This window comes from Aliivibrio kagoshimensis (genome assembly GCF_050337105.1).
GTDB classification, from domain to species: Bacteria; Pseudomonadota; Gammaproteobacteria; order Enterobacterales; family Vibrionaceae; genus Aliivibrio_A; species Aliivibrio_A kagoshimensis.
This window is the reverse complement of sequence record NZ_JAKJSQ010000039.1, coordinates 19,476-42,056: the sequence shown is the minus strand read 5'-3', so window position 1 is coordinate 42,056 and position 22,581 is coordinate 19,476. Positions and strand designations below refer to the sequence as shown.

At 43.7% G+C, this 22,581-nt stretch carries 20 protein-coding genes and 3 tRNA genes; 18 read left to right on the top strand and 5 right to left on the bottom strand.

Annotated features, from left to right (window positions below; translation table 11 throughout):
- The first annotated feature begins 213 nt into the window (after window positions 1-213).
- The 9 genes from uvrY to L4C32_RS13240 all read left to right on the top strand — a co-directional run bounded on the left by uvrY (window position 214) and on the right by L4C32_RS13240 (window position 8,366).
- Window positions 214-858: a UvrY/SirA/GacA family response regulator transcription factor gene (uvrY, locus tag L4C32_RS13280; protein ID WP_428197362.1), complete on the top strand. Its 645-nt coding sequence runs from the start codon at window positions 214-216 to the stop codon at window positions 856-858.
- A complete protein-coding gene (uvrC, locus tag L4C32_RS13275; protein WP_428197361.1) occupies window positions 858-2,696 on the top strand; it encodes an excinuclease ABC subunit UvrC in 1,839 nt (612 codons plus the stop codon). Before uvrY ends, uvrC begins: the two co-directional genes overlap by 1 nt.
- Before the next feature lie 66 nt (window positions 2,697-2,762).
- Window positions 2,763-3,320: a CDP-diacylglycerol--glycerol-3-phosphate 3-phosphatidyltransferase gene (gene pgsA, locus L4C32_RS13270; RefSeq protein ID WP_428197360.1), complete on the top strand. Its 558-nt coding sequence runs from the start codon at window positions 2,763-2,765 to the stop codon at window positions 3,318-3,320.
- Window positions 3,321-3,539: 219 nt separating this feature from the next.
- Window positions 3,540-3,613, top strand: a tRNA-Cys gene (locus L4C32_RS13265).
- 99 nt (window positions 3,614-3,712) lie between these two features.
- A tRNA-Leu gene (locus L4C32_RS13260) sits at window positions 3,713-3,799 on the top strand.
- 8 nt (window positions 3,800-3,807) lie between these two features.
- Window positions 3,808-3,883 (top strand) — tRNA-Gly (locus L4C32_RS13255).
- A 342-nt stretch (window positions 3,884-4,225) separates the two neighbouring features.
- A complete protein-coding gene (locus L4C32_RS13250; protein ID WP_428197359.1) occupies window positions 4,226-5,203 on the top strand; it encodes an esterase/lipase family protein in 978 nt (325 codons plus the stop codon).
- A gap of 172 nt (window positions 5,204-5,375) precedes the next feature.
- Entirely contained in the window at window positions 5,376-6,716 is a 1,341-nt protein-coding gene (hflX, locus tag L4C32_RS13245; protein ID WP_428197358.1) for a GTPase HflX, read from the top strand.
- Between the two features lie 123 nt (window positions 6,717-6,839).
- Window positions 6,840-8,366, top strand: a complete 1,527-nt coding sequence (locus L4C32_RS13240; protein ID WP_428197357.1) for an NAD(P)H-hydrate dehydratase — start codon at window positions 6,840-6,842, stop codon at window positions 8,364-8,366.
- A gap of 71 nt (window positions 8,367-8,437) precedes the next feature.
- On the opposite strand, the gene L4C32_RS13235 is transcribed toward L4C32_RS13240, so the two are convergent.
- On the bottom strand, window positions 8,438-8,779 hold the full coding sequence (locus L4C32_RS13235; RefSeq protein WP_428197356.1) for a cytosolic protein: 342 nt from the start codon (window positions 8,777-8,779) through the stop codon (window positions 8,438-8,440).
- Window positions 8,780-9,053: 274 nt separating this feature from the next.
- Between L4C32_RS13235 and L4C32_RS13230 the strand changes: the two genes are divergently transcribed.
- Complete coding sequence (locus tag L4C32_RS13230; RefSeq protein ID WP_428197355.1) at window positions 9,054-9,674, top strand: hypothetical protein; 621 nt, start codon at window positions 9,054-9,056, stop codon at window positions 9,672-9,674.
- 23 nt (window positions 9,675-9,697) lie between these two features.
- Here L4C32_RS13230 and L4C32_RS13225 read toward each other — a convergent pair whose 3' ends face one another.
- Window positions 9,698-10,126 (bottom strand): Lrp/AsnC family transcriptional regulator, encoded by a 429-nt coding sequence (locus L4C32_RS13225; RefSeq protein ID WP_428197354.1) that lies wholly within the window; start codon window positions 10,124-10,126, stop codon window positions 9,698-9,700.
- Between the two features lie 139 nt (window positions 10,127-10,265).
- Here L4C32_RS13225 and yjeH point away from each other — a divergent pair, with 139 nt between their 5' ends.
- Both yjeH and L4C32_RS13215 read left to right on the top strand, forming a co-directional pair.
- Window positions 10,266-11,528, top strand: coding sequence for an L-methionine/branched-chain amino acid transporter (yjeH, locus tag L4C32_RS13220; protein ID WP_428197353.1), 1,263 nt, complete (start codon window positions 10,266-10,268; stop codon window positions 11,526-11,528).
- Window positions 11,529-11,567: 39 nt separating this feature from the next.
- Window positions 11,568-12,017, top strand: a complete 450-nt coding sequence (locus L4C32_RS13215; RefSeq protein ID WP_428197352.1) for a GNAT family N-acetyltransferase — start codon at window positions 11,568-11,570, stop codon at window positions 12,015-12,017.
- A 64-nt stretch (window positions 12,018-12,081) separates the two neighbouring features.
- Here the strand turns inward: L4C32_RS13215 and L4C32_RS13210 are convergent, their stop codons facing one another.
- Together L4C32_RS13210 and L4C32_RS13205 are read right to left on the bottom strand one after the other, a co-directional pair.
- Complete coding sequence (locus L4C32_RS13210) at window positions 12,082-13,665, bottom strand: aldehyde dehydrogenase (NADP(+)) (protein ID WP_428197351.1); 1,584 nt, start codon at window positions 13,663-13,665, stop codon at window positions 12,082-12,084.
- A 48-nt stretch (window positions 13,666-13,713) separates the two neighbouring features.
- Complete coding sequence (locus L4C32_RS13205; protein ID WP_428197350.1) at window positions 13,714-14,715, bottom strand: 4-hydroxyproline epimerase; 1,002 nt, start codon at window positions 14,713-14,715, stop codon at window positions 13,714-13,716.
- A gap of 98 nt (window positions 14,716-14,813) precedes the next feature.
- On the opposite strand from L4C32_RS13205, the gene L4C32_RS13200 reads away from it, so the two are divergent.
- The 6 genes from L4C32_RS13200 (at window position 14,814) to L4C32_RS13175 (ending at window position 21,630) form a co-directional block, all read left to right on the top strand.
- On the top strand, window positions 14,814-16,067 hold the full coding sequence (locus tag L4C32_RS13200) for an NAD(P)/FAD-dependent oxidoreductase (RefSeq protein ID WP_428197349.1): 1,254 nt from the start codon (window positions 14,814-14,816) through the stop codon (window positions 16,065-16,067).
- A gap of 145 nt (window positions 16,068-16,212) precedes the next feature.
- On the top strand, window positions 16,213-17,289 hold the full coding sequence (locus L4C32_RS13195; RefSeq protein ID WP_428197348.1) for an ABC transporter substrate-binding protein: 1,077 nt from the start codon (window positions 16,213-16,215) through the stop codon (window positions 17,287-17,289).
- A gap of 103 nt (window positions 17,290-17,392) precedes the next feature.
- Entirely contained in the window at window positions 17,393-18,304 is a 912-nt protein-coding gene (locus L4C32_RS13190; RefSeq protein WP_428197347.1) for a dihydrodipicolinate synthase family protein, read from the top strand.
- 73 nt (window positions 18,305-18,377) lie between these two features.
- On the top strand, window positions 18,378-19,463 hold the full coding sequence (locus L4C32_RS13185) for an ABC transporter ATP-binding protein (protein ID WP_428197346.1): 1,086 nt from the start codon (window positions 18,378-18,380) through the stop codon (window positions 19,461-19,463).
- Window positions 19,464-19,502: 39 nt separating this feature from the next.
- Complete coding sequence (locus L4C32_RS13180) at window positions 19,503-20,783, top strand: ABC transporter permease (protein ID WP_428197345.1); 1,281 nt, start codon at window positions 19,503-19,505, stop codon at window positions 20,781-20,783.
- Between the two features lies 1 nt (window position 20,784).
- Window positions 20,785-21,630: an ABC transporter permease gene (locus L4C32_RS13175; RefSeq protein WP_428197344.1), complete on the top strand. Its 846-nt coding sequence runs from the start codon at window positions 20,785-20,787 to the stop codon at window positions 21,628-21,630.
- A gap of 7 nt (window positions 21,631-21,637) precedes the next feature.
- Here the strand turns inward: L4C32_RS13175 and L4C32_RS13170 are convergent, their stop codons facing one another.
- A complete protein-coding gene (locus L4C32_RS13170) occupies window positions 21,638-22,513 on the bottom strand; it encodes a LysR substrate-binding domain-containing protein (protein WP_428197343.1) in 876 nt (291 codons plus the stop codon).
- Window positions 22,514-22,581 lie beyond the last annotated feature (68 nt).

The window sequence follows — 22,581 nt, the reverse complement described above, 5'->3', positions numbered from 1 at the left end:
CTATTGAAGCCATTAATGATAGAGTACATGAAATCTATTTTTGCTGTAATTTTCAGCAATTTAATGTATTTTATTAAAAGTTTGGGATGTAACGCAAAAAGAAAATGAGTTTTTAATATCAGTTGAGTTAGAATCTTTGAGTAGCATTTTTTCGTATTATGTTGAAAGTCTGTACTGAAACAAAAGTGAATAGTAAAATGTGGAGATGCAAGTTTGATTAAAGTATTCCTTGTAGATGATCATGAGCTGGTTCGCACAGGGATTAGACGTCTTCTTGAAGATGTCCGTGGAATTAAAGTAGTAGGGGAAGCTGACAGCGGTGAGCAAGCGGTAAAATGGTGCCGTGCTGAAATGGCAGACATTGTTCTTATGGATATGAACATGCCTGGTATTGGTGGATTAGAAGCAACACGAAAGATTTTACGATTTAATCCAGATGTTAAAATTATTGTGCTCACGATTCATACGGAAAACCCATTTCCTACGAAAGTGATGCAAGCTGGAGCTGCCGGTTATTTAACCAAAGGTGCAGGACCAGACGAGATGGTTAATGCCATCAGAGCCGTGAACAGTGGCCAACGTTACATATCACCTGAAATTGCCCAACAGATGGCATTGAGTCAATTTTCACCCGCGTCAGAAAATCCATTTAAAGAACTTTCTGAACGAGAATTGCAGATCATGTTAATGATCACTAAAGGTCAGAAAGTGACGGACATTTCAGAGCAGTTAAATTTAAGCCCGAAAACAGTCAACAGCTATCGTTATCGATTGTTTAGTAAATTGAACATCGGGGGCGATGTCGAATTGACGCATCTTGCGATCCGTTATGGAATTTTGGATACCGAGTCTCTTTAGTGCCAGCATCAACGACAACCTTTGATTCAAAAAGCTTTTTAAGTAGTGTGACTCAACAGCCAGGCGTGTACAGGATGTATAACGCTGAGTCTGTTGTGATTTATGTTGGTAAAGCCAAGAATTTACGCAAACGCCTTGGTAGTTACTTCCGTAGCAACATTCCTAATGAAAAAACCAAAGCGTTAGTCAGTCATATTACCCATATTGACGTCACTGTTACTCATACAGAGACGGAAGCGTTGATCCTTGAACACAACTATATCAAGCAGTACATGCCTAAATATAATGTGTTGTTACGTGACGATAAATCCTACCCCTATATATTCATCAGCCAACATCGACACCCTAGAATTTCCATCCACCGTGGCAGTAAAAAGCGCAAAGGGGAATACTTTGGGCCTTACCCTGACTCTGGGGCAGTACGCGAAAGCTTGCACCTCATGCAGAAGCTATTTCCAGTTAGACAATGTGAAGATTCAGTGTATGCCAATCGTCGACGTCCTTGCCTAATGCACCAAATTGGTCGATGTGTTGCGCCGTGTGTTGAAGGAATTATTAGCGATGAAGCTTACCGTGAGCAGGTCAGCTTTATCCGTCTATTTCTGCAAGGGAAAGATCAACAGGTAATTACTGAGTTGGTGGAGCAGATGGAGCAAGCCAGCCAAGCATTGAACTTTGAAGCTGCCGCGAAATACCGAGATCAGATTCAAGCGATGAGGCGGGTGCAAGAGCAGCAATTTGTCACCGGAGAGAGCGGTGAAGATATTGATGTGCTCGGTTTTGCCATTGATCAAGGGATGGCGTGTATTCATCTGTTAATGATTCGTCAGGGCAAAGTATTAGGTAGCCGCAGTTATTTCCCTAAAATCCCCGTTAATACGGAGAAAGAAGAGGTTTTCGCCAGCTTTCTGAGTCAATACTATTTAAGTTACTCAGAAGGCCGTACTATTCCTTCTCGGGTGGTCATTGGTGAGCACCCAGAAAGAGATGTGTTTGAACAAGCACTTACCGAACTGGCCGGTCGGAAAGTGACTCTGCAGGTTAACCCCAAAGGCATCAAAGCTCGATATTTTAAACTTGCCAATACCAATGCGACGACTGCACTGAGCAGCAAACTGAATCATAAAATGACCGTTCACCAGCGATTCAAGAAGCTGGAGAAAGTACTGGCGCTTGACGCTATTTCGCGTATGGAGTGTTTTGATATTAGTCATACCATGGGTGAAAAAACCGTAGCGTCATGTGTGGTCTTTAATCATGAAGGCCCCGTTAAAGCCGAATATCGTCGTTATAACATCACTGGGATTACTGGCGGGGATGACTATGCCGCTATGGGGCAAGTACTCGAGCGAAGGTACAGCAAACAGTTGGATGTGGATAAAATACCAGATGTGATTTTCATCGATGGGGGTAAAGGGCAACTCAATCGTGCTCACGATATTATCAGTACGCACTGGGATGATTGGCCTAAGAGACCACTGCTCATTGGTATTGCTAAAGGTACAACACGTAAGCCCGGTTTAGAGACCTTGATTAAAACCAGTGGTGAGGAGTTTTCGTTACCGAGTGATTCTTCTGCCCTTCATTTGATTCAACATATTCGCGATGAGAGTCATAATCATGCGATCAGTGGGCACCGTGCTCAACGTGCTAAAGTCAGAAAACGTAGTGTGCTTGAAGATATTGAAGGGATAGGGGCTAAACGAAGACAGAACTTATTGAAGTTTATGGGTGGGATTCAAGAGTTAAATCGAGCAACTGTTGAAGAAATCGCCAAAGTGCCTGGCATTAGCCATGCATTAGCAGAAAAAATACATGATGCATTGCAACAGAAGTGAATTTAGCGCACCATTGTAGCTATTAGAGCTGACCAATAAAAAAGCCAATACTAAGAATAATTTATTATGAAACTTTCAATACCTAATGTTTTAACATTGATTCGACTTTTCCTGATCCCTGTCTTTGTGGTGGTTTTTTATCTGCCTTATGAGTGGTCTGCAATGGCTGCGGCTGCTATTTTTTGGGTAGCAGGCTTTACCGACTGGCTTGATGGTCTTATCGCTCGAAAGTTGCAGCAAACCACTAAGTTTGGTGCCTTTATTGACCCGGTCGCTGATAAAGTGATGGTGGCAGCTTCATTAGTATTGATCACTGATTATTATCACTCACTCTGGATTACTATTCCTGCGATAACAATGATTGCGAGAGAGATTATTATCTCTGCATTGCGAGAGTGGATGGCTGAAATTGGAAAGCGTTCGAACGTAGCGGTTTCTTGGGTAGGTAAAGTAAAAACCGTTACTCAGATGTTTGCGCTGTGGGTATTAATTTGGCACCACAATGATTACATGATTTGGGTGGGGTATGCCTCTTTATACGTGGCAACTATTTTAACCTATTGGTCTATGTTCCAGTACTTATCAGCCGCTAAAGGCGATCTGTTAGACAGTAAACACCACTAAGTCGCATAAACCGGATTCAAGAGAGCGAGCTGATATAGCTCGCTTTTTTTATATTTGTGACGAGTAGAAAGAGGCATAAAGTCTGAATTATAGACGTTCTGATGCAAAATTAGCCAAACGGCACAAAATTATTAAAATAGTGTTGACTCCACTTAGTGAATCCGTAGAATGCATCCCGTACCCAAGAGGAAGCAACCAAACTTCTTATTGAGTGACAACGGCGCCTTGGCAGAGTGGCTATGCAGCGGATTGCAAATCCGTGGACCTCGGTTCGACTCCGGGAGGCGCCTCCAAAATTTGTAATAACGATTGATATTGAGAGATTGAAATCAGTCGGTATTAAGATGGTGTCTAACTAAATCAGTTACAAGCACCGCAATCCAGAATTGCGTGCCCTGGTGGTGGAATTGGTAGACACAAGGGATTTAAAATCCCTCGGCGTTCGCGCTGTGCCGGTTCAAGTCCGGCCCGGGGCACCATCTATAATGCGATACTAGCTCAGTTGGTAGAGCGCAACCTTGCCAAGGTTGAGGTCACGAGTTCGAGCCTCGTGTATCGCTCCAAACAWCRAAGCCCTGACAGCAATGTCGGGGCTTTTTTGTATTTGAGATATAGCTAATAAAAGTGTGTGTCCCTRCAAAAAGTTGATAGAGCGTAACCTTGCCAAGGTTGAGGTCACGCCTAAGACCTCGAAGATCGGGAGCCTCGTGTATCGCTCCAAACAWCRAAGCCCTGACAGCAATGTCGGGGCTTTTTTGTGCTTGAAGGAAAATGAAATTAGCACTCTGCGCGGATGATGAGGTTACGATAATTAAACAGTGTTAGGATGAACTAACAAAGCACAGTAATAATGCTTTAATTATATAATCAATAAGTTAATTCGTTTGAAGTCAGTAGGGTGCCTAATGAATAGAGTCGATCTGTTTCGTTGTTCGAGTATTGGAGTTTTACTTACCGTAATAGGGTGCTCTTCACCTGTACTAAATGAAACTGATACGCTTGTGATAGAAAACTCCTCCACCACCCAGTCCTTACAAATCGATGGGTTAAAGCACTGTAACAATGAAAATGATGCCACTATTAACGTTAATCCAGATGAACCGTTAACCGTTATTGTACATGGCTGTTTTTCATCGGCTGGGCGATTCCGTACCCTGGCAGATGTTTATAGTCTGCATGATCAACAAGCTATCTGCTTTGAGTACAATGACAGAGATAGCCTCGAGAAGGCGTCCGGTGAGTTAGTGTCTGCCTTGAATCAATTGAGCCAACAGAATCCGCAGCAGTCACTGCATGTTATCGGACATAGCCAAGGCGGATTGATTTCCCGACGGGCACTAACGGCTGAAAGAGAAGATCAAAAAGCGGTGAATACCGAACAGCTTCAGCTTACTACCGTCTCTGCGCCATTTAATGGGATCAACGCCTCTTCTCATTGTGGAATAACATCACTTCGCATTTTATCGTTAGGGATTGTTGATCTGATTTGCTATGCAGTGACTGGGGAAAAGTATCAGCAAATCCCACCGAATGTTGAGTTTATACAGCAACCGGGCAGTCTGCTCTCTTCCGTATCACAACATGTCGTGATCAAAACAGATGAGCGCAATCAATGCCGTCATGTCGATGAGAGTGGTGAATGTGTAGAAGATGATTACGTATTTAGTGTGAGTGAACAAACCAATCAAAATGTCGATGGGGCAGGGCAAGTCAGTACGGTTACTGTCGCCGCTGGACATGTGGAAATTGTTGGAAATGGGCAATCAGTACCCACGGATCTCATTACTATTTTAAAAGAAAAAAATCTTCTGGTGGATAAAAAAGGGGTTGACGACTTACAACAAGCCAGACGAATAAAAGCGCTGTATTTACCTCAGAGATAAAAAATCCCTTGAATCATGCCAACATATTGTTATTAAAGATAAAAATCATATCATTTAGATAATATATGTATTTAGTTTTCTATTGCCCTATAAAGCTTACTTATAACAGCGTAGGATCACACTACATTAGATGAGAATTAGGTTGCACTTAGGTGCATGAACATAAAAAAATATGCAACTAACAGAAAAACCATTACTGAATCACGCGTTACTTATTTCTATTTGTACACCGCAATTTAAAGGGTATGAAGCAGAAGAGTCCCTTGCCGAGCTTGCGCGTTTGGTGACAACGTTAGGATTTAAAGTTGTAGGCACTCAGTCGCAAAAACAGAACTCTACACAAAAAGTGAATGTGTTGGGTGAAGGGAAGCTGATTGAAATAGCGCGTCTCACTGGCAACAAAGGTGAGGTCGAAGACAGCTCTGGAGGTGACTACTTCCTAGATGACACGGATTTATTTGATATCCCTTCAGATAATCTACCGTCTGCCTGTGCTGATGTGGTGGTATTTGACTGCGACTTAACCCCATCTCAACTGCGTAACGTCGAGAATCAATTAGGTGTAGAAGTATTTGATCGCACTGGTATTATTATTGAAATATTCAGCCGTCATGCCCGCACCAAAACAGCGAAGTTACAAGTTGAAATGGCTCGTCTTAATTATGTCGCACCACGACTTCGTGAGACATCATGTGGCGATAGAGAACGCCAAATGGGTAAAGGTGCCGGTGAAACGACACTGGAGCTAAACCGCCGTAAAGTACGTGACCAGTTAGCCGACATTAAGCGCGAACTGGTGAGTGTTCAAGATGAAATGAAAGGGCGACGTACACAACGTTCTGACCTTTTTTGTGTTGCTTTGGTTGGCTATACCAATGCGGGTAAGTCATCGATGATGCGAGCCATTACAGGGAGTGATGTTGAAGGTGAAAATAAGCTTTTTGCAACACTTGATACGACGGTTCGCGCTTTGTACCCCGAGACACAACCTCGAATATTAGTGTCAGACACTGTTGGTTTTATTAAAAAACTGCCGCACGATTTAGTTGCCTCATTTCATTCAACCTTAGCTGAAGCGCATGATGCATCATTGTTGTTATATGTGGTGGATGCTTCAGACCCTTCTTTTCGCGCACAGTTAGATGTGGTGCATGAAGTATTGGAAGAGGTAGGTGTTGAGGATAGCCAAAAATTATTGGTGCTGAATAAATCCGATCGACTGAGCTCAATGCAACAACAAGCGCTGATGGAAGAGTTCCCTGATGCCATGATGACGTCCACACGAAATCCGGCAGACATCACTAAACTTCACAAATACATTGTGGACGTTTCAGAGAAGGGGATGATCGAAGAGGAAGTCGTTGTTCCTTATACTGCAAAAGGTATTATCGGTGAAATTCGTTCCAGCATGAGTGTGACTAAAGAAGAGTATGAGTATGAGTATATCAAGCTCACGGTACGGTCAAACTCGATTGATCTAGCAAGATTGAAAAAACGCATGCTGGAGTTGTGACCTTCTTTCGGCACCCACTAAATTGGTTTTCGGTCTGGCATTGGTAGCAATAGAACCCGATGAACATCGAATTAGAGTGTTTGCCCACAAAGAATCAACTCATATCAAATAAAGGTGCTTTTTATGTCGGTGACTCCCGCTATTCAACCACTTCCTGTCCCTCTTCATTTATCGTCGACGGTTCGTGAAGGCGAGAAAGAGGCGGCGAGAGCGCTGAATATCTCAATGTTTGACTTAATGCAGAGGGCTGGGCAGTCCGTATTCTCGGTGATTGAACAGCGTTTCAATCACGGTCGTCACATTCTGGTTGTTGCAGGAATTGGCAATAACGGGGGGGATGGCTTTGTAGTCGCTCGTTTGGCGTTGCAATCCGGTTATCAAGTCACTGTATGGCAAGTTGGCAATTCTGCTCGGCTTTCGGAAGGTGCACAGCGTGCGAAGCAGCAATTCCTCGATGTTGGAGGAGAGGTTCAATCACCACAGGCTCAAATCGATGAAGATATCGATCTTATTGTTGATGCTATTTTGGGAACGGGTATAGCCGGACAAGTCAGGCCTGATGTTCAAGGTGTGATTGATACAATCAATCAAAGCAAACGCCCCATTATCGCGGTAGACATCCCTTCGGGACTAGATAGTGACAGTGGCCGAATCTTAGGTTGTGCCATTCGAGCAACGCTCACCATTACCTTTATCGCAGTGAAACAGGGGGCCGTTACGGGGCAAGCTCGGCGTGTCACGGGTGAACTTCTGTTTGCCGGGCTGGGGGTTGATCATATCTTTACTCAGCAAAACCCAACACAGACGCTGCTCACTCACCCTGATTGGTTGAATTCTTTGTCAGAGAGAGAACAAGATTCGCATAAAGGAAGCCATGGGCGCTTGCTTATAGCCGGTGGTGCTGAAGGGATGAGTGGAGCGGCTTATTTAGCCGCTGCAGCTTCTCTTAGAGCAGGAGCTGGCCTCACTGCTGTGATTTGTCACGACTCTAGTTGCGGTGCCATACGAGGTTTGTTGCCCGAAGCGATGGTGGCAACTCAAGCACAATTAACGACTCGCTTAACGTGGTGTTCCGTCATCTGTTTAGGGGTTGGCTTAGGGCGAGATGAATGGGGGGAAACACTCTACAATACTCTCCACCACCATACGGCCAACAACGAAGACATTCCCAAACTCATTGACGCAGATGGTCTTTTTTGGCTCGCTAACAGCGACGACCAGAGCGAAAAGTGGCAGAACTTGGTGATCACCCCACATCCAGGTGAAGCAGCTATGTTATTGGATTGTGATATCTCAGAGGTTGAAGCTAACCGTTATCAAACCGTGCTATCACTGTGTAAAAAGTATCGTTGCATAACGGTATTAAAAGGGGCAGGAACCCTAATTAGTGATGGCGAAACCGTGGTTGTCTGTCATGCGGGGAATGCGGGAATGGCAACGGGTGGTATGGGAGATCTGCTTGCTGGTATAATCACCGCCTTACTCGGCCAAGGTTACACGCCGATGCGCGCAGCAACCCTAGGTACATTACTACACAGTATGGCAGCGGACCATGAGGCTCAGCAATTTGGAGAAGTCGGTATGGTCGCCTCGGATCTATTGTCATCGATTCGCTTGATGGTGAATAAGCGAGCCTTAACGATAGAGTGATACATTTTTCCTAAGCAAGTTGTGCCCTATTTCTTGCTAGGAATGTCAATTTCAACTTATTGAATATCTTTTCAGTCGATTCGGGTAATAAAGGTGTGCTCGTCATCCACAAAAGCCACAAAGCCGCCATGACCATATAAAAACACCCGACCACGCCCTTCAACTAGACAGGCAAGCTGTGGGTTCAAATCTTCTTCGTTATCTTGGCTTTGAAATATCCCAGTATCAGTTATTACGCCGTTGAGTGTAGGCAAATATCCATAAGTGCGCTTGGCTTGATCAATCAGGCTCAATTCGCTGGCGGTAGAGAAGCAAGAAGGGATCGCACCGGCTTCCTCGATAAATAGAGTTTTCAGTTCTTCAAAACCGGTAATCACCAGCCAGTCGATGTCGTTAACATGATGGATAAACATAGAGTTTCTCGATAATTCTGATGCGGAGATTCTATCACTATCAGAGGCAGAACGTAGTAGAGATTTAGTTGCTAAAGACGGTAATTCTGTGCCATTTCCGGACATTCACTCGGCCTACATAAAACACGGTTATTTCTAAATGTCACGGCAACCAATTCGTTAATTATCGCTTTTATCATTAACCTAAAGTGTGTGTCCCCCTAAAAAAGTGTTAAGATTGAATGGTGTATGTTGCTAATAAGTTACTTCCGTTGGTTTATAGAAGGGTAATGCGATGAATTTTGATTGGGTTGAGTGGTTTGGTTATCTGGCATCATTAATTGTTCTTGTCTCTTTGACGATGACGTCAATTATCAAGCTAAGGACAATCAACTTAATTGGTTGCCTTGCGTTTGCTGCTTTTGCGTACTTTATTGACTCTTATCCGACCATGCTGATGAACTTAGGTATTGCCGGGATCAATATTTATTACTTATGGAAACTCTATTCAACCCAAGAGCAGTTTAAATTGGTTGTCGCTCCAGTACATACAGAGTATTTTCAACATTTTATCTCAACCAATCAGAGTGAAATTGAGTTGCAAACCACCGCAGATGAGCTTAAAAATGCCAATACCGCCTTTTATATGTTGAGAAATAATAGCATTGCGGGTGTGCTCGCGGGCAATATAAATGCAAAAGGGGAACTGTCTGTGCTGCTGGATTTTGTCACCCCTCAGTATAGAGATTTTAAATTAGCCAACTACTATTTTGTGTCGCATCCAGAAGAGATTAAACAGCGTGGCGTTAAGACGTTAAAGGCAAAAGCGAAGACAGAGAATCACAAAGAGTATCTATTGAATATTGGTTTTACTGCTACTGATGAGTCAGAGGATGTCTATCAGAAGCAGCTGTAGAGAGTTTGTGTGGAGGTTGAAGGTTAGCCTCCATTATTTATCCACTCACTCATAACGACATTGGTACGGATTTTCTCGATGTCTCCCTGCATATCAATAAACTCGCGAATTTCATGAATGCGGCTCATTGTTTCCGCTTTTACAAAAACCACCAGATCCATATCTCCAGTAATACCACGGCATGTGATGACTTCAGGAATGTCTTGAAAGAGTGGGATCACATCTGAGCAACGCGAACATTTGTGTTTGATTTCAAAGTAGGCCGATACCCCCTCTTTTTGAGATTCACTCAGCAATACTTGATAGCCTTTGATCACATCCGTGTTTTCAAGTTTTTTTATCCTTTCCGATACCGATGATCGAGATAAGTTAACGGCCTCTGAAATGTGAGAGATACTTTGACGCGCATTTTTACGCAACTCGTTGATAATCGCTTTATCGAATTTATCCACACTGCTCCCTTATGCATAGCGTTATGTTGAAATTCCGTTATTTTGTTGGCTTGGCAGAACTATTGTTGGATATTGCCGTCACTTTGTCACCGTGTTTGTGCATATAATGACTTTATCATTAATAACGAACAAGAAGCCAATGAATAACCATCAAGGAACGATCGGACGCTGGCAGGGCGCTGGTCTAATTGCCACAACACTACTGGGGACCGGTGTCTTTATTTTACCCCAAATGACCATCGCCAGTTCGGGCAGTGGTGCTCTGTTTGCATGGGCGATACTGACGTTGGCAATCATTCCAGTAACATTTGTGTTTGGACGACTGGCCAGTGTATTTCCTCATGCAGGAGGCCCTGCTTATTTTGTCGAGAAAGCCTTTGGACGAATCATAGGAAGGACCATAGGGTTGAGTTTTTTATTGGTGATACCGTTCGGTGCTCCTGTTGCGATCATTATTACCTTTCAATTTATTAATGAATTAGTGCCGATGACAGGCATAAAAGAACTGTCTGTAGAATTGGGACTGATTGCATTAATTTTTATTCTAAATATTAAAGGCATACAGGTATCTGCTAAGTTGCAGTTTGCACTCACCATGGCCATCGTTGCGATTGTGTTGGTACTGTTTGGTGCGGTGGGCATTAATAGCGGGAGTTTATCCTCTTTGTCGTTTGAAGAGATAAGCCATGAAAGTGCAGTTTTTCGCGCTGTCGGTATCGCGTTTTGGAGCTTTTTAGGCGTAGAGGCTATCACCCACTTAGCCAATGATTTTAAACGTCCTGATAGAGATATGATCCCTGCGATGTTAATTGGTGTCACAGTAGTCGGTATGATCTATCTTGCGTGTACTTTACTGCTGTTATTAGTGCCAACCGACGCCCCTTTGGCCATGGTCGAGGTATTTGATCGCTTATTAGGGGGTTACGGTGCGGAGGTTATCGGAATTTTAGGCATCTCTGCGGGTGTTGCCACAGTGAATGTGTATACCGCCAGTGCGGCTCGATTGATGTGGTCATTCAGCTCTGAAGGTGTGCTACCGCGTTATTTTAGTACACGTAATCGCCATAACGTGCCTGTTCGAGCACTCAACGCTCAGTTGATTGGAATGTCGATTGTATTAATTTTCACCTTTTTTAGTGGTCAAGATCTTGAAGAGTTAATCAATTGGAATAATGGGGTCTTTGTTTTTATCTATTTGGCTGCAATGCTGTCGGCGATTAAATTGTTAAACAAACGCTACCTTCCCCTCATTTTTATAAGTTGTCTATTCTGCATGTTGTTAGCCTATTCCATAGGTTGGGATATGATCTTTTCTATCATTCTATTCTCTGTTATTGCCCCGTTTATTTGGTGGCAACAGAGTGTGTTAGACAGAAGAGCACTGGCGGCAGAGTGCCAATAGACTATGACTAAAAACTGGATGAAACAGAGGAAGGGATTGATGGGGATTATCATAGAGAGAGCGACCAACCAAGATATTGACCAAGTGTCGGAGTTGTTTAATCAATATCGACTGTTTTATGGTTGTGATGACCAACTTAATTTAGCCAAACAGTTTATTGCAGAGCGGATCAGCCTACAACAGTCGGTGGTTTTTTTCGCTAAAGATGAGAAGGGCGTAATGCTGGGGTTTACTCAATTATATCCGTCATTCTCTTCGGTATCTATGCAGTCTATCTGGGTGCTTAATGATCTATTTGTGGCTGAATCTGCAAGAGGGTTAGGAGTAGGAAGAGTGTTGATGGAGCGAGCAAAAGAACATGCGGCTGAAACCAAAGCAAAAGGATTGGCTCTAGAGACAGCGGTGACAAATGACAAGGCACAAGGATTGTATGAGTCATTGGGATATGAAAAACAGAGTGACTATTTTAGCTATTTTCTGAGCTTATAAAAAATGAGCTGAATCTCTTCAGCTCACTGTTTCTCAGCTAATCATTAGTTTTCATAGCTAACAACTAGTTAATAAATTGAACCGATTGCTGGCTCATCTCACCATTAATCTGTCTCCAAGTCCCTTTTGAGTTTCGATCTCTCAGCACTTCAGGAAGCAGTGCTTGCGGGAAGTTTTGATATGAGACTGGACGTAACCAGCGATAAATTGCGCCAGAACCGACTGATGTGCTACAGCTCATTGTGGCTGATGGATAAGTACCACCGTGTACCATGCTGTGACATACTTCAACGCCCGTTGGCCAACCATTGAGTAGTACGCGTCCAACTTTATCACTTAAAATACTGGTTAAGCGTTCAGCTTGGTAGTGATCCTCTTCACTGCAATGGATCGTTGCGGTTAAGTGGCCACTTAACTTCTTGCTGATGATCTCTAATTGTTCATTATCTTCACAGGTAATAACGAGTGCTTGTGGCCCGAAAATCTCATCTTCCAGAGCGGGATTATTTAGCCAATCTTGAGCAGAGACTTGATATAACTTGGCCATCACGCTGTTATCGTCAGAGTCGGCGGTGATTTTGGTTAAGTTTGGCTCCAACTCCCTCTCTTTACATAAAGCGATGTAACTCTGCTTAATGCCTTGAGTCAGAAGCGTGTGTGATTGCTGAGCAGCAAGCTGTGTTTGAGCCTGTTTAATAAATAGGTTTAATGCCTCGCCTTCGACTGCGATGATCAAGCCTGGTTTGGTACAGAATTGACCTGCACCCATTGTCATTGATTGTACAAACTGTTCAGCCAATTGAGTGGCTGAGTTTTCCAGTTGGTTTTTAAGAAGGTAGACAGGGTTCGCTGAACCTAGCTCGCCATAGAATGGAATAGGCTCTGGACGAGAGCTCGCTATGTCCATTAATAGACGACCGACTATTGTTGAACCAGTAAAACCGACGGCTTTAATGTTCGGATGACGAACCAACTCACTACCAAGTTCATTTGAAGTCCCTTGCAGTAGAGAGAACACACCTTCAGGAAGTTGACACATAGAAAGTGCATTTTTGATGCAGCGTTCTACACGTTCACTGGTTCCTGGATGAGCAGGGTGACTTTTCATGACGACCGGACAGCCAGCGGCTAATGCTGAAACAGTGTCACCACCGGCGGTAGAGAACGCCAGAGGGAAATTCGATGCACCGAATACGGCAACGGGGCCAATGGCAATATTGTGAGAACGAATATCAGGTTTTGGTAGCGGCTGGCGATCGGGATCCGCCGTGTCGATCACCGCTTGCTGCCATCCTTCACTTAATAGGTTATTTGCGAACAAGTTGAGTTGACCAATCGTACGGCCCAGTTCGCCATTAAGGCGCATTTCAGGTAATCCAGACTCAAGCATGGCGCGACTAACGATTTCAGCTCTGTTCTCTTCGAGTTGCTGTGCAATCGTCTGTAAAAAGGTAGCGCGCTGCTGACTGTTGGTTGATTTATACTCTAAAAAGCAATCTTGAGCACCTTGAGCTGCGTGATTAATTTGCAGCAGCGAGTCTTGCCTAAAGTCGCCAGTAAGCTTAGATCCATCTACCGGGTTAACGGCTTGAAAAACATTCGTAGAAGCTGTATTTACTGGGCTTGCTTGAGTTGTCGAGGTTGACATGGTTATTCCTTACGTCCAAATTCATGTATGAGTTATTTGTTACTGTATCTACTTCACTTCAAAACCAAATGCATACGGGTCATCTTCATCTACCCAAATGGTGTTGTGACCAAACACTTTTGCCCAGCCCTCTACACTTGGGTTAATCCCTTCATAACGGCCCACTTGTGCGGTGGATTCCACTCGACCTTTAAACATGCTGCCAATGATGCTTTCATGAACAAAATCGTCACCGACTTGCAGTTTTCCTTTGGCATACCATTGCGCCATTCGAGCACTGGTACCGGTACCACATGGGGATCTATCGATGGCGCGATCACCATAAAAAACGGCGTTACGGGCGACCGCTTCTGGCTGGGTTGGTTCACCTGTCCATAACACATGGCTGACGCCATTCACGGTAGGGTCTTCTGGATGGATACATTCAACGGCGCGGTCTACCGCTTGGCGAACTATTGGGCTTAACTGTAGGATCTGATCGGCACTGAAATGTTCTAACCCTTGGTAATTCTTCTGAGGATCAACAATGGCGTAGAAGTTTCCTCCATAAGAGACATCCACCACTAACTCACCCAGTGTCGGTACATTAACCACCACATCGGTGTGAGCTAAATAAGAGGAGATATTGTAAATTCTCACGGATTCAACTTTGCCATTAACTTGTTGATACTCGATTTTGATTTGGCCCGCGGGGACATCAAGAATAAGTTCACCGGGAACTTTTGGCGTAATAATGGCGTTTTCGATGGCCGAGGTGACAGTACCTATGGTGCCATGACCACACATTGGCAAGCAGCCGCTGGTTTCAATAAACAGGATAGAGGCATCGGCATTACTCGAACAAGGGGGCAATACCATCGAGCCGGACATCATAGAGTGACCTCGAGGTTCAAACATGAGCGCTTGTCTTATCCAATCAAACTCTTTTAAAAAATGTTGTCGCTTCTCACTCATGGTATTACCGATCAGTGGCGGGTATCCGCCAGCAACTAATCGAACAGGATTGCCGCAAGTGTGAGCATCAATACAAAAAAACGTTCCCTTTCTCATTTTTTATTCCTCCTTAAAATCGCATCTTTTAAAATGTAATAATAATGTTAATATACCCCATAGTATATTTTATACAATCTTATTTTGGGCGAAATGTGATGAATAGAGATGCAGAATCAGATGTGATAGTTATTGGTGGTGGTATTGTCGGTTTATGTTGCGCATACCGCTTACAAAAGAGTGGACTGAAAACTCGTCTTATAGATAGTAAAGGAGTTGCACAAGGTTGCTCGAAAGGTAACGCAGGTCACTTTGCCACAGAGCAAATTTTCCCACTTTCATCACCGGCGTTAATTCCTCAGTTGCCTAAAATGCTATTTGACCCACAAAGCCCAGTGTCGATTCGTTGGCGGGATATTTTGCAAACCATTCCTTGGATGTTGCGTTTTTTATTTAATGCCAGACCGAAACAATTTCGCAAAGCGACCACTGCACTGATCGAACTTAATAAGCACTCTATAGAGGCGTGGCATCAGTTACTGACAGAGATCGGGCAACTGCACATGCTGAAAGATGAAGGGTCAATGTTAGTATTTGAAACGGACATGGCGTTTAACAATTACCGCTCTGTTTTGGACGAACTTCTACTGAATGGCGTTGATGCCGTGGTGCTTGATGGCAATGCCGCTCGCCGAAAAGAACCGAACTTAAGCGACCAGGTTAAGCATGCGATTCTCTTTCCTAAAACCGGCCACACTATAGAGCCATTTGATTTGTGTCTTGCTATATCAAAGGCTTATGAGGATATTGGCGGAGAGATTATTATTGACAAAGTGGATGACCTCAAGGTGTCCGACTCAGGGTGTGAAGTGATCACCGCTGAAAATAATGCTATCAGTAGTGACAAGGTAGTGTTGTCCGCGGGTGTGTGGTCCGCCAAGTTAGCCAAACGTGTGACTAATATAAACGCCCCTTTACAGGCAGAGCGCGGCTACCATCTCATGATACCTAATCCCATTAAGTCGTTATCAATGGCGGTCAGTTCTGCGGAAAGAAAGTTCATCATGACGCCTATGAATGGAGGATTACGTTTGGCGGGTACAGTGGAATACGCCAATGTGGATGCAGTAGAAAACCAACACCGCTCAACGATGCTGCATCAACATGCAAGTGCACTTATTCCTGACTTATCGCAAGAGAGAGGGGAAGGGTGGATGGGACCAAGACCGTCACTGCCAGACTCACTGCCTGTGATTGATTCCACATGTGATGGACGAGTTCTCATGGCTTTTGGGCATCAGCATTTAGGCCTGACACAAGCCGCGTTTACCGCTGATCTTATCTTGTCATTGCAACAGGAACAGCCAACTAAGATTGATTTAGAACCTTACTCCATTTCACGATTTATTTAAAAAATTTGCATAAATATATTGTATACARTATAAAATGCTGATAGCTTTGTTAACGATTCATTAACATTATTAAATATTAAAACAAAAAATACGCGCTTGACCGCAGTAATGAATAAGCGTTAATTAATTTAAATGGAGAAGGTCAATGTTAAAGAGTATCAAGCTAAAGCCATACCTCTTACTTCCTGTATTTTTAGGAACTGCGTTTAGTGCTGTCAGTGCGGATAAACTGACTGTCGTATCTTGGGGTGGGTCATTTACCAAGAGTCAGGTAGAGGCGTATCACAAACCATTTATTGAAGAGACGGGTGTTCAAATCGTTTCTGAAGATTTTAACGGTGGCTTAGCAGAGATTAAAGCACAGGTTGAGTCAGGTAATGTGACTTGGGATCTTGTCTCTTTAGACAAGCCTGACATTGTAAGAGGTTGTGCTGAAGGGTTGTTAGAAACGTTTGACCCATCTTTATTACCTGCGGGTGCTGATGGAACGCCAGCCAAGGATGACTTCATTGACGGTGCGGTACATAAATGTGCGGTTAACTCGATTGTTGTTTCAACCATTTTAGCCATCAATGAGAGCCAATTTGAAGGCAAAGCTAAACCAAGCAAGATGACCGATCTTTTTGATATAAAAACATTTCCCGGTCGTCGTGGTTTACAAAAAATCCCTCAAGGTAACATGGAATGGGCACTGTTGGCAGATGGTGTAGCACCACAAGATGTGTATGCGCAATTAGAGACACGTGAAGGTCGTGATCGCGCGTTTAACAAACTGAACAGTATTAAAGAGCACGTATTTTGGTGGACAACCGGCGCTCAAGCACCACAGATGTTAGCGGATGGCGAAGTGGTGATTTCATCGGCATTTAATGGTCGTATTTCAAACGCTAAGCGTGATGAGAACCAACCATTTGCAATTATCTGGGATCGTCAAATGGGTTACATGAACGGTTGGGCTATTCCAAAGGGCAGTAAGAACTTAGAGCGCGCGGTTGAATTTGTTGTGCACTCTTCTAAAACCAAACCATTGGCAGACCAGGCTAAATACATCTCATACGGTCCGACTCGTAAGTCATCGACCATTAATATGGATAAAGATCTGCTAGACACACTTCCAACAGCACCTCAAAACTTTGAAACGGCTTTCCTAGTGAATGACGAGTGGTGGGGCGATTATGCGGATGAGTTAAACGAAGAATTTAATACTTGGTTAGCTAAGTAAGAAATAAAATTGATGGAGGCGCTGTTCAATTCTGAATTGACGCTTCCATTTTTTAAGAGTGGTATTTTTGTATAAAATATCCAATATTAGAAAAGGACTTAACATGAAAATTAATTGGAAAGGCGTTTACCCAGCAGTAAGTACACAGTTCAATGCAGACGAATCATTGAATATTGAGGCAACTCAACAGGTGATTGATAACCAAATCAATGATGGTGTCGATGGGATTATCTGCCTAGGTACAGTTGGTGAGAACTGTACATTATTACCAGAAGAGAAGAGACAAGTGTTAAAAGCCGCACATGAAGTGGTTGATGGCCGCGTTCCTTTGATTGCTGGTACTGCAGAATCAAGAACTGCAAGTTCAATTGAATACATGCAAGATGCCCTTAAGATTGGTATTGACGGATGTATGGTTATGCCAGCGATGGTTTACCGCACTTCTGAGCGTGAAACTGAAGCGTATTACTCGACGCTTGCTCAAGCCACACCAGAAATGGCAATGATGATCTACAACAACCCAGTCTCTTACGGTGTAGATGTTGGTCTGAGCAGTATGGAAAAACTGGCTGAGTTTGACAACATTGTTGCGATTAAAGAGTCAACAACCGATACCCGTCGTATCACCGAGTTGTATAACAAATTTGATGACCGTTTCACTGTATTCTGCGGTGTTGATGATATCGCTTTAGAGTCACTCATGCTGGGTGCAACGGGTTGGATCTCAGGTCTAACTAACGCTTTCCCTAAAGAGTCTGTAGCCATTTACCGTTTGGCTTCACAAGGTCGCTACGCTGAAGCTTTAGAGATCTACCGCTGGTTCTTACCACTATTGAAACTGGATACGATTCCGACATTGGTTCAGTGTATTAAATTAGCTGAGCAAGTATGTGGACGTGGTTCTGAAGTGGTTCGTGCACCACGTTTGGCTCTTGAGGGTGCAGAGCGTGACGCTGTGATTCGCCTTGTTGAAGAGTCAATGGCTTCTCGCCCAGATCTTAATAAGTACCAATAAGCTCGACTCGTTGGTTCATTGAGATGGGTAGCGAAAGCAGCTACCCATTTAATTTCAAAATTAAGAGGCAGTGATGAATAGTCAATACGTGAGTTTTAAAAAAGTACAAAAGACCTATGACGGTGAACAGCTAGTGGTTAAAAACTTCAACCTTGATATTGCAGAGGGGGAGTTTGTCACTATGTTAGGACCATCAGGATCCGGCAAGACCACTTGCTTAATGATGCTTGCGGGCTTTGAAACTGCCACTAATGGTGAAATCTTTATTGATCAAGTCGCAGTGAATAATTTAGCTCCTCACAAGCGTGATATTGGCATGGTGTTTCAAAACTATGCCTTGTTCCCGCATATGACCATTGCAGAAAATTTAGCCTTTCCACTGAAAGCACGAAAAATGAGTGCAGAGGTGATCGATAAAAAAGTCAAAGATGTTCTTGAGATGGTTGAGTTGGGTCATGTTGCAAGCCGTCGTCCTGGACAGCTTTCGGGTGGACAGCAGCAGCGTGTCGCGTTAGCACGAGCCCTTGTCTTTGAACCTAAACTGGTGTTAATGGATGAGCCTTTAGGTGCATTGGATAAACAACTTCGGGAACAGATGCAATATGAGATAAAACGTCTCCATGAAAAACTCGGCATTACCATTTTATACGTGACTCACGATCAGACTGAAGCGCTTACTATGTCCGACAGGATTGCGGTTTTCAATGATGGCGCAGTACAACAGTTAGCGAGCCCAATCGATCTGTATGAGCACCCTGAAAACACTTTTGTTGCCCAGTTTATCGGTGAAAATAATCAACTTGATGGCCATGTCGGCGAATTTAACAATGATTATTGTGTGATAAATATCTCTGGTGAGAAGGTTAAAGCCAGAGCGGTTAAGGTGAATGAGATCGGCGAAAATAGCACCTTATCGATACGCCCTGAAAAAGTGGTTGTTGACCCTGAAAGTGGCCAATACGACAATATTTTCCAAGCAAAAACTCAAGAAGTTATCTATCACGGTGACCATTTAAGATTGGTTGTTGATCTACTCGGTAATCGCAATTTTGTGGTTAAAGTTCCGAATAACTCTGATCATAAGCTAATGATAGGTGAAACAATTTCGGTGGGATGGTCAAGTCATGACTGCCACGCATTGAACGCGGTAGCAAGTTAATTTGATTTATCTAATTCAACTGAAAGCAAGGAGAGATGTATGTGCCAGGAGCTGGCGAGTTTGTCATCTGTAGTGGGTGTACAAGAGTCATTAAAAGAAGAACAAACTAAGCTAAAACAGAAGTTACAAAAAGCGGAACGACAAAAGCGTGTTCGCTCTTTGATGCTAACTCTACCAATGTTAGCCTTTATCATGGTGACTTTTGTGGTACCGATCGCTGAAATGTTGTATCGCAGTATCGACAATCCATTGATTGTAAAAAACCTACCTAACACGGTGACATCACTTTCTGAGTGGGATCAATTGAGCCTACCACCAACAGAGAGTTACGACGTATTGGCCAAAGAGCTGATCACGTTATATAAAAATAAAACCTTACCCCCTTTGGCCAGTCGACTTAACATTGAAGTGGCAGGTATGCGCAGCTTGATGATGAAAACCGGTCGTAAACTGAGCAACCTTGAAGAGATTAACGACTATCAAGCGGTGATGATAAAAATCGATAAGCGCTGGGATAATGTTGAATATTGGGGAGCGATTAAGAATTTAAGTTCGCGATTTACCCTAAGTTACTATTTGGCGGCTTTGGATTTTCGTCAAGATGCACAGGGTGATATTGTCGCTCAGCCAGAACATCGACAGGTTTATGTTGATCTTTTTGTCAAAACCATCGGTCTGTCGGCACTGATTACCGGATTATGTCTCTTATTGGGTTACCCATTAGCGTATTTATTGGCGACACTGCCAGATAGCAAATCCAATTTACTGTTGATTTTAGTTCTACTCCCTTTTTGGACCTCACTTCTTGTTAGAACGACTTCTTGGATTGTTATGCTGCAAATGCAAGGTGTGGTGAATGATCTATTGCTCTATGTGGGGGTGATTACTGAACGGATACAACTGGTACATAATACGTTTGGTACCGTTGTTGCAATGGTGCATATCCTGTTGCCGTTTATGATTCTTCCGCTTTATAGTGTAATGAAAGGGATCTCATCGGACTATTTCCGTGCAGCGCGTTCATTGGGCGCGACACCAACCGTCGCCTTTGTCAAAGCGTATATGCCACTGACGATGTCGGGTGTGGGGGCAGGGGTGCTGTTGACCTTTATCTTATCAATTGGTTTCTACATTACTCCGGCGTTAGTGGGTGGACGTAGTGGACAGATGATCTCTAACTTTATCGCCTATCACATGCAGACCTCCCTGAATTGGGGCATGGCTTCAGCACTCGGTGCCATCTTGTTACTGGGTGTTTTAGTGATGTTCTATCTGTTTAATCGAATTGTTGGTATTAATAATATTAAGGTGGGTGGCTAAGATGGCGTTACCAAAATATTGTACTCCGATGGAGAGAATCGGCTTTGCTGGTTTCAAACTTTACTGTGCAGCCGTGCTCTTTTTTCTTGTGGCGCCGATCATCATTATTGTGCCGCTCTCATTTAATGCGACGCCTTATTTTTCGTTTACTGAAGGGATGTTAACCCTTGATCCCTCTGCGTATTCGCTACGCTGGTATCAAGATATGATTGATAATCCGCAGTGGTTCGCCGCGCTTAAAAACAGTACCTATGTGGCGGTGGCGGCGACGCTTATCGCGACCATACTGGGTACGGTGGCAGCGTTGGGTTTAGCCAACAGTAAAATGCCATTTCGTAATGCGGTGCTGGCATTGTTAATATCTCCGATGATTGTTCCAGTGATTATCTCTGCAGCAGGTATGTACTTTTTCTATACTCGCTTTGGTCTGTCACAAACCTATCTCGGAATTATCTTGGCGCACGCTGCATTGGGAACTCCCTTTGTGGTGATTACCGTGACAGCAACGCTATCGGGTTTTGATCACAGCTTGGTGAGAGCGGGAGCAAGCTTAGGGGCAACCCCCGTATATACTTTCTTTACGGTGACTTTTCCTTTGATACGACCTGGGGTGATTTCGGGTGGATTGTTCGCGTTTGGTACTTCATTTGATGAAGTGGTGGTGGCGCTATTTATCACCGGGGTTGAACAGAGAACGGTTCCTCGGCAGATGTGGTCGGGCATCCGTGAACAGATCAGCCCAACCATCTTGGCGGTGGCCAGTGTGTTAATTTTGATGTCAGTCATGTTACTGCTGACGTTAGAGCTGCTAAGACGTCGTAATGCCAGGTTAAGAGGGTTGAGTTAACGCCGATTTACGATATTGACTGCATGAAGAACTCATGCAGTTTAACAATATTAATGTTTGAATCTTGTCCCTCTGGATAAACCAGATAGTAGTCTTTACCTTTGGCCAGAGTCTTGTCAAACAGTTGAATTAACCGGCCGTTTTTTATGTCATCTTCTAAGACTGAAATTCGGCCAAGTGCAACCCCATGACCTTCCATTACCGATTTCATTAATGAGCTACTGTCATCAATGATAGGCCCACGCTCTGTATTAATATTTACCTTCGCTTGTTTACCCCAAAGGTTCCAGTCATTGCGGCTATCTTCATGCAAAATGGGAACGTTGATCAGATCGGATGGGGTTGTAATGCTAACTCCTTTACTCAGTAACAATGGGCTACACACAGGAGCCAGATCCCCAGAAAGGAGTTTTTTAGAGATAAGTCCCGGCTGCTGTCCATCACACCAACGAATGGCTAAATCGGCTTCACCGCTGGTGAGATCGGCAAAATCCAAACTGTGGTGCAGTCTCAAGTCAATATCAGGGTGCTGTTTCCAGAACTTGTGTAGCCGTAGCACTAACCACTGTGTAGACAATGCGGGGGTTAATGAGATGGTTATGGTGGATCTTTTGCCTTTGGATTTAATTTTATCTGAGGCTTGGCGGATAATATTGATAGATTGAGCGACACTTTCATACAGCGTGGCGCCGTCTGTCGTTAGTTCAAGCTTTCCTGGTAAGCGAGTAAACAACTTGACGCCCAAATTCTCTTCCAGTTTTTTAATTTGTTGACTAATCGCTGGTGGAGTCACGCACAATTCATCAGCCGCTTTAGTGAAGTTCATAAAATAGGCCGCACGTTCAAAAAAGACCAATGACTTAAAGGGAGGCAGTGCACTCATTTCGCAGCTCTTTGTAGTAACAAAACGTTACAGTAACACTGCTGTTGATAAATAAATAAGAGATAAAC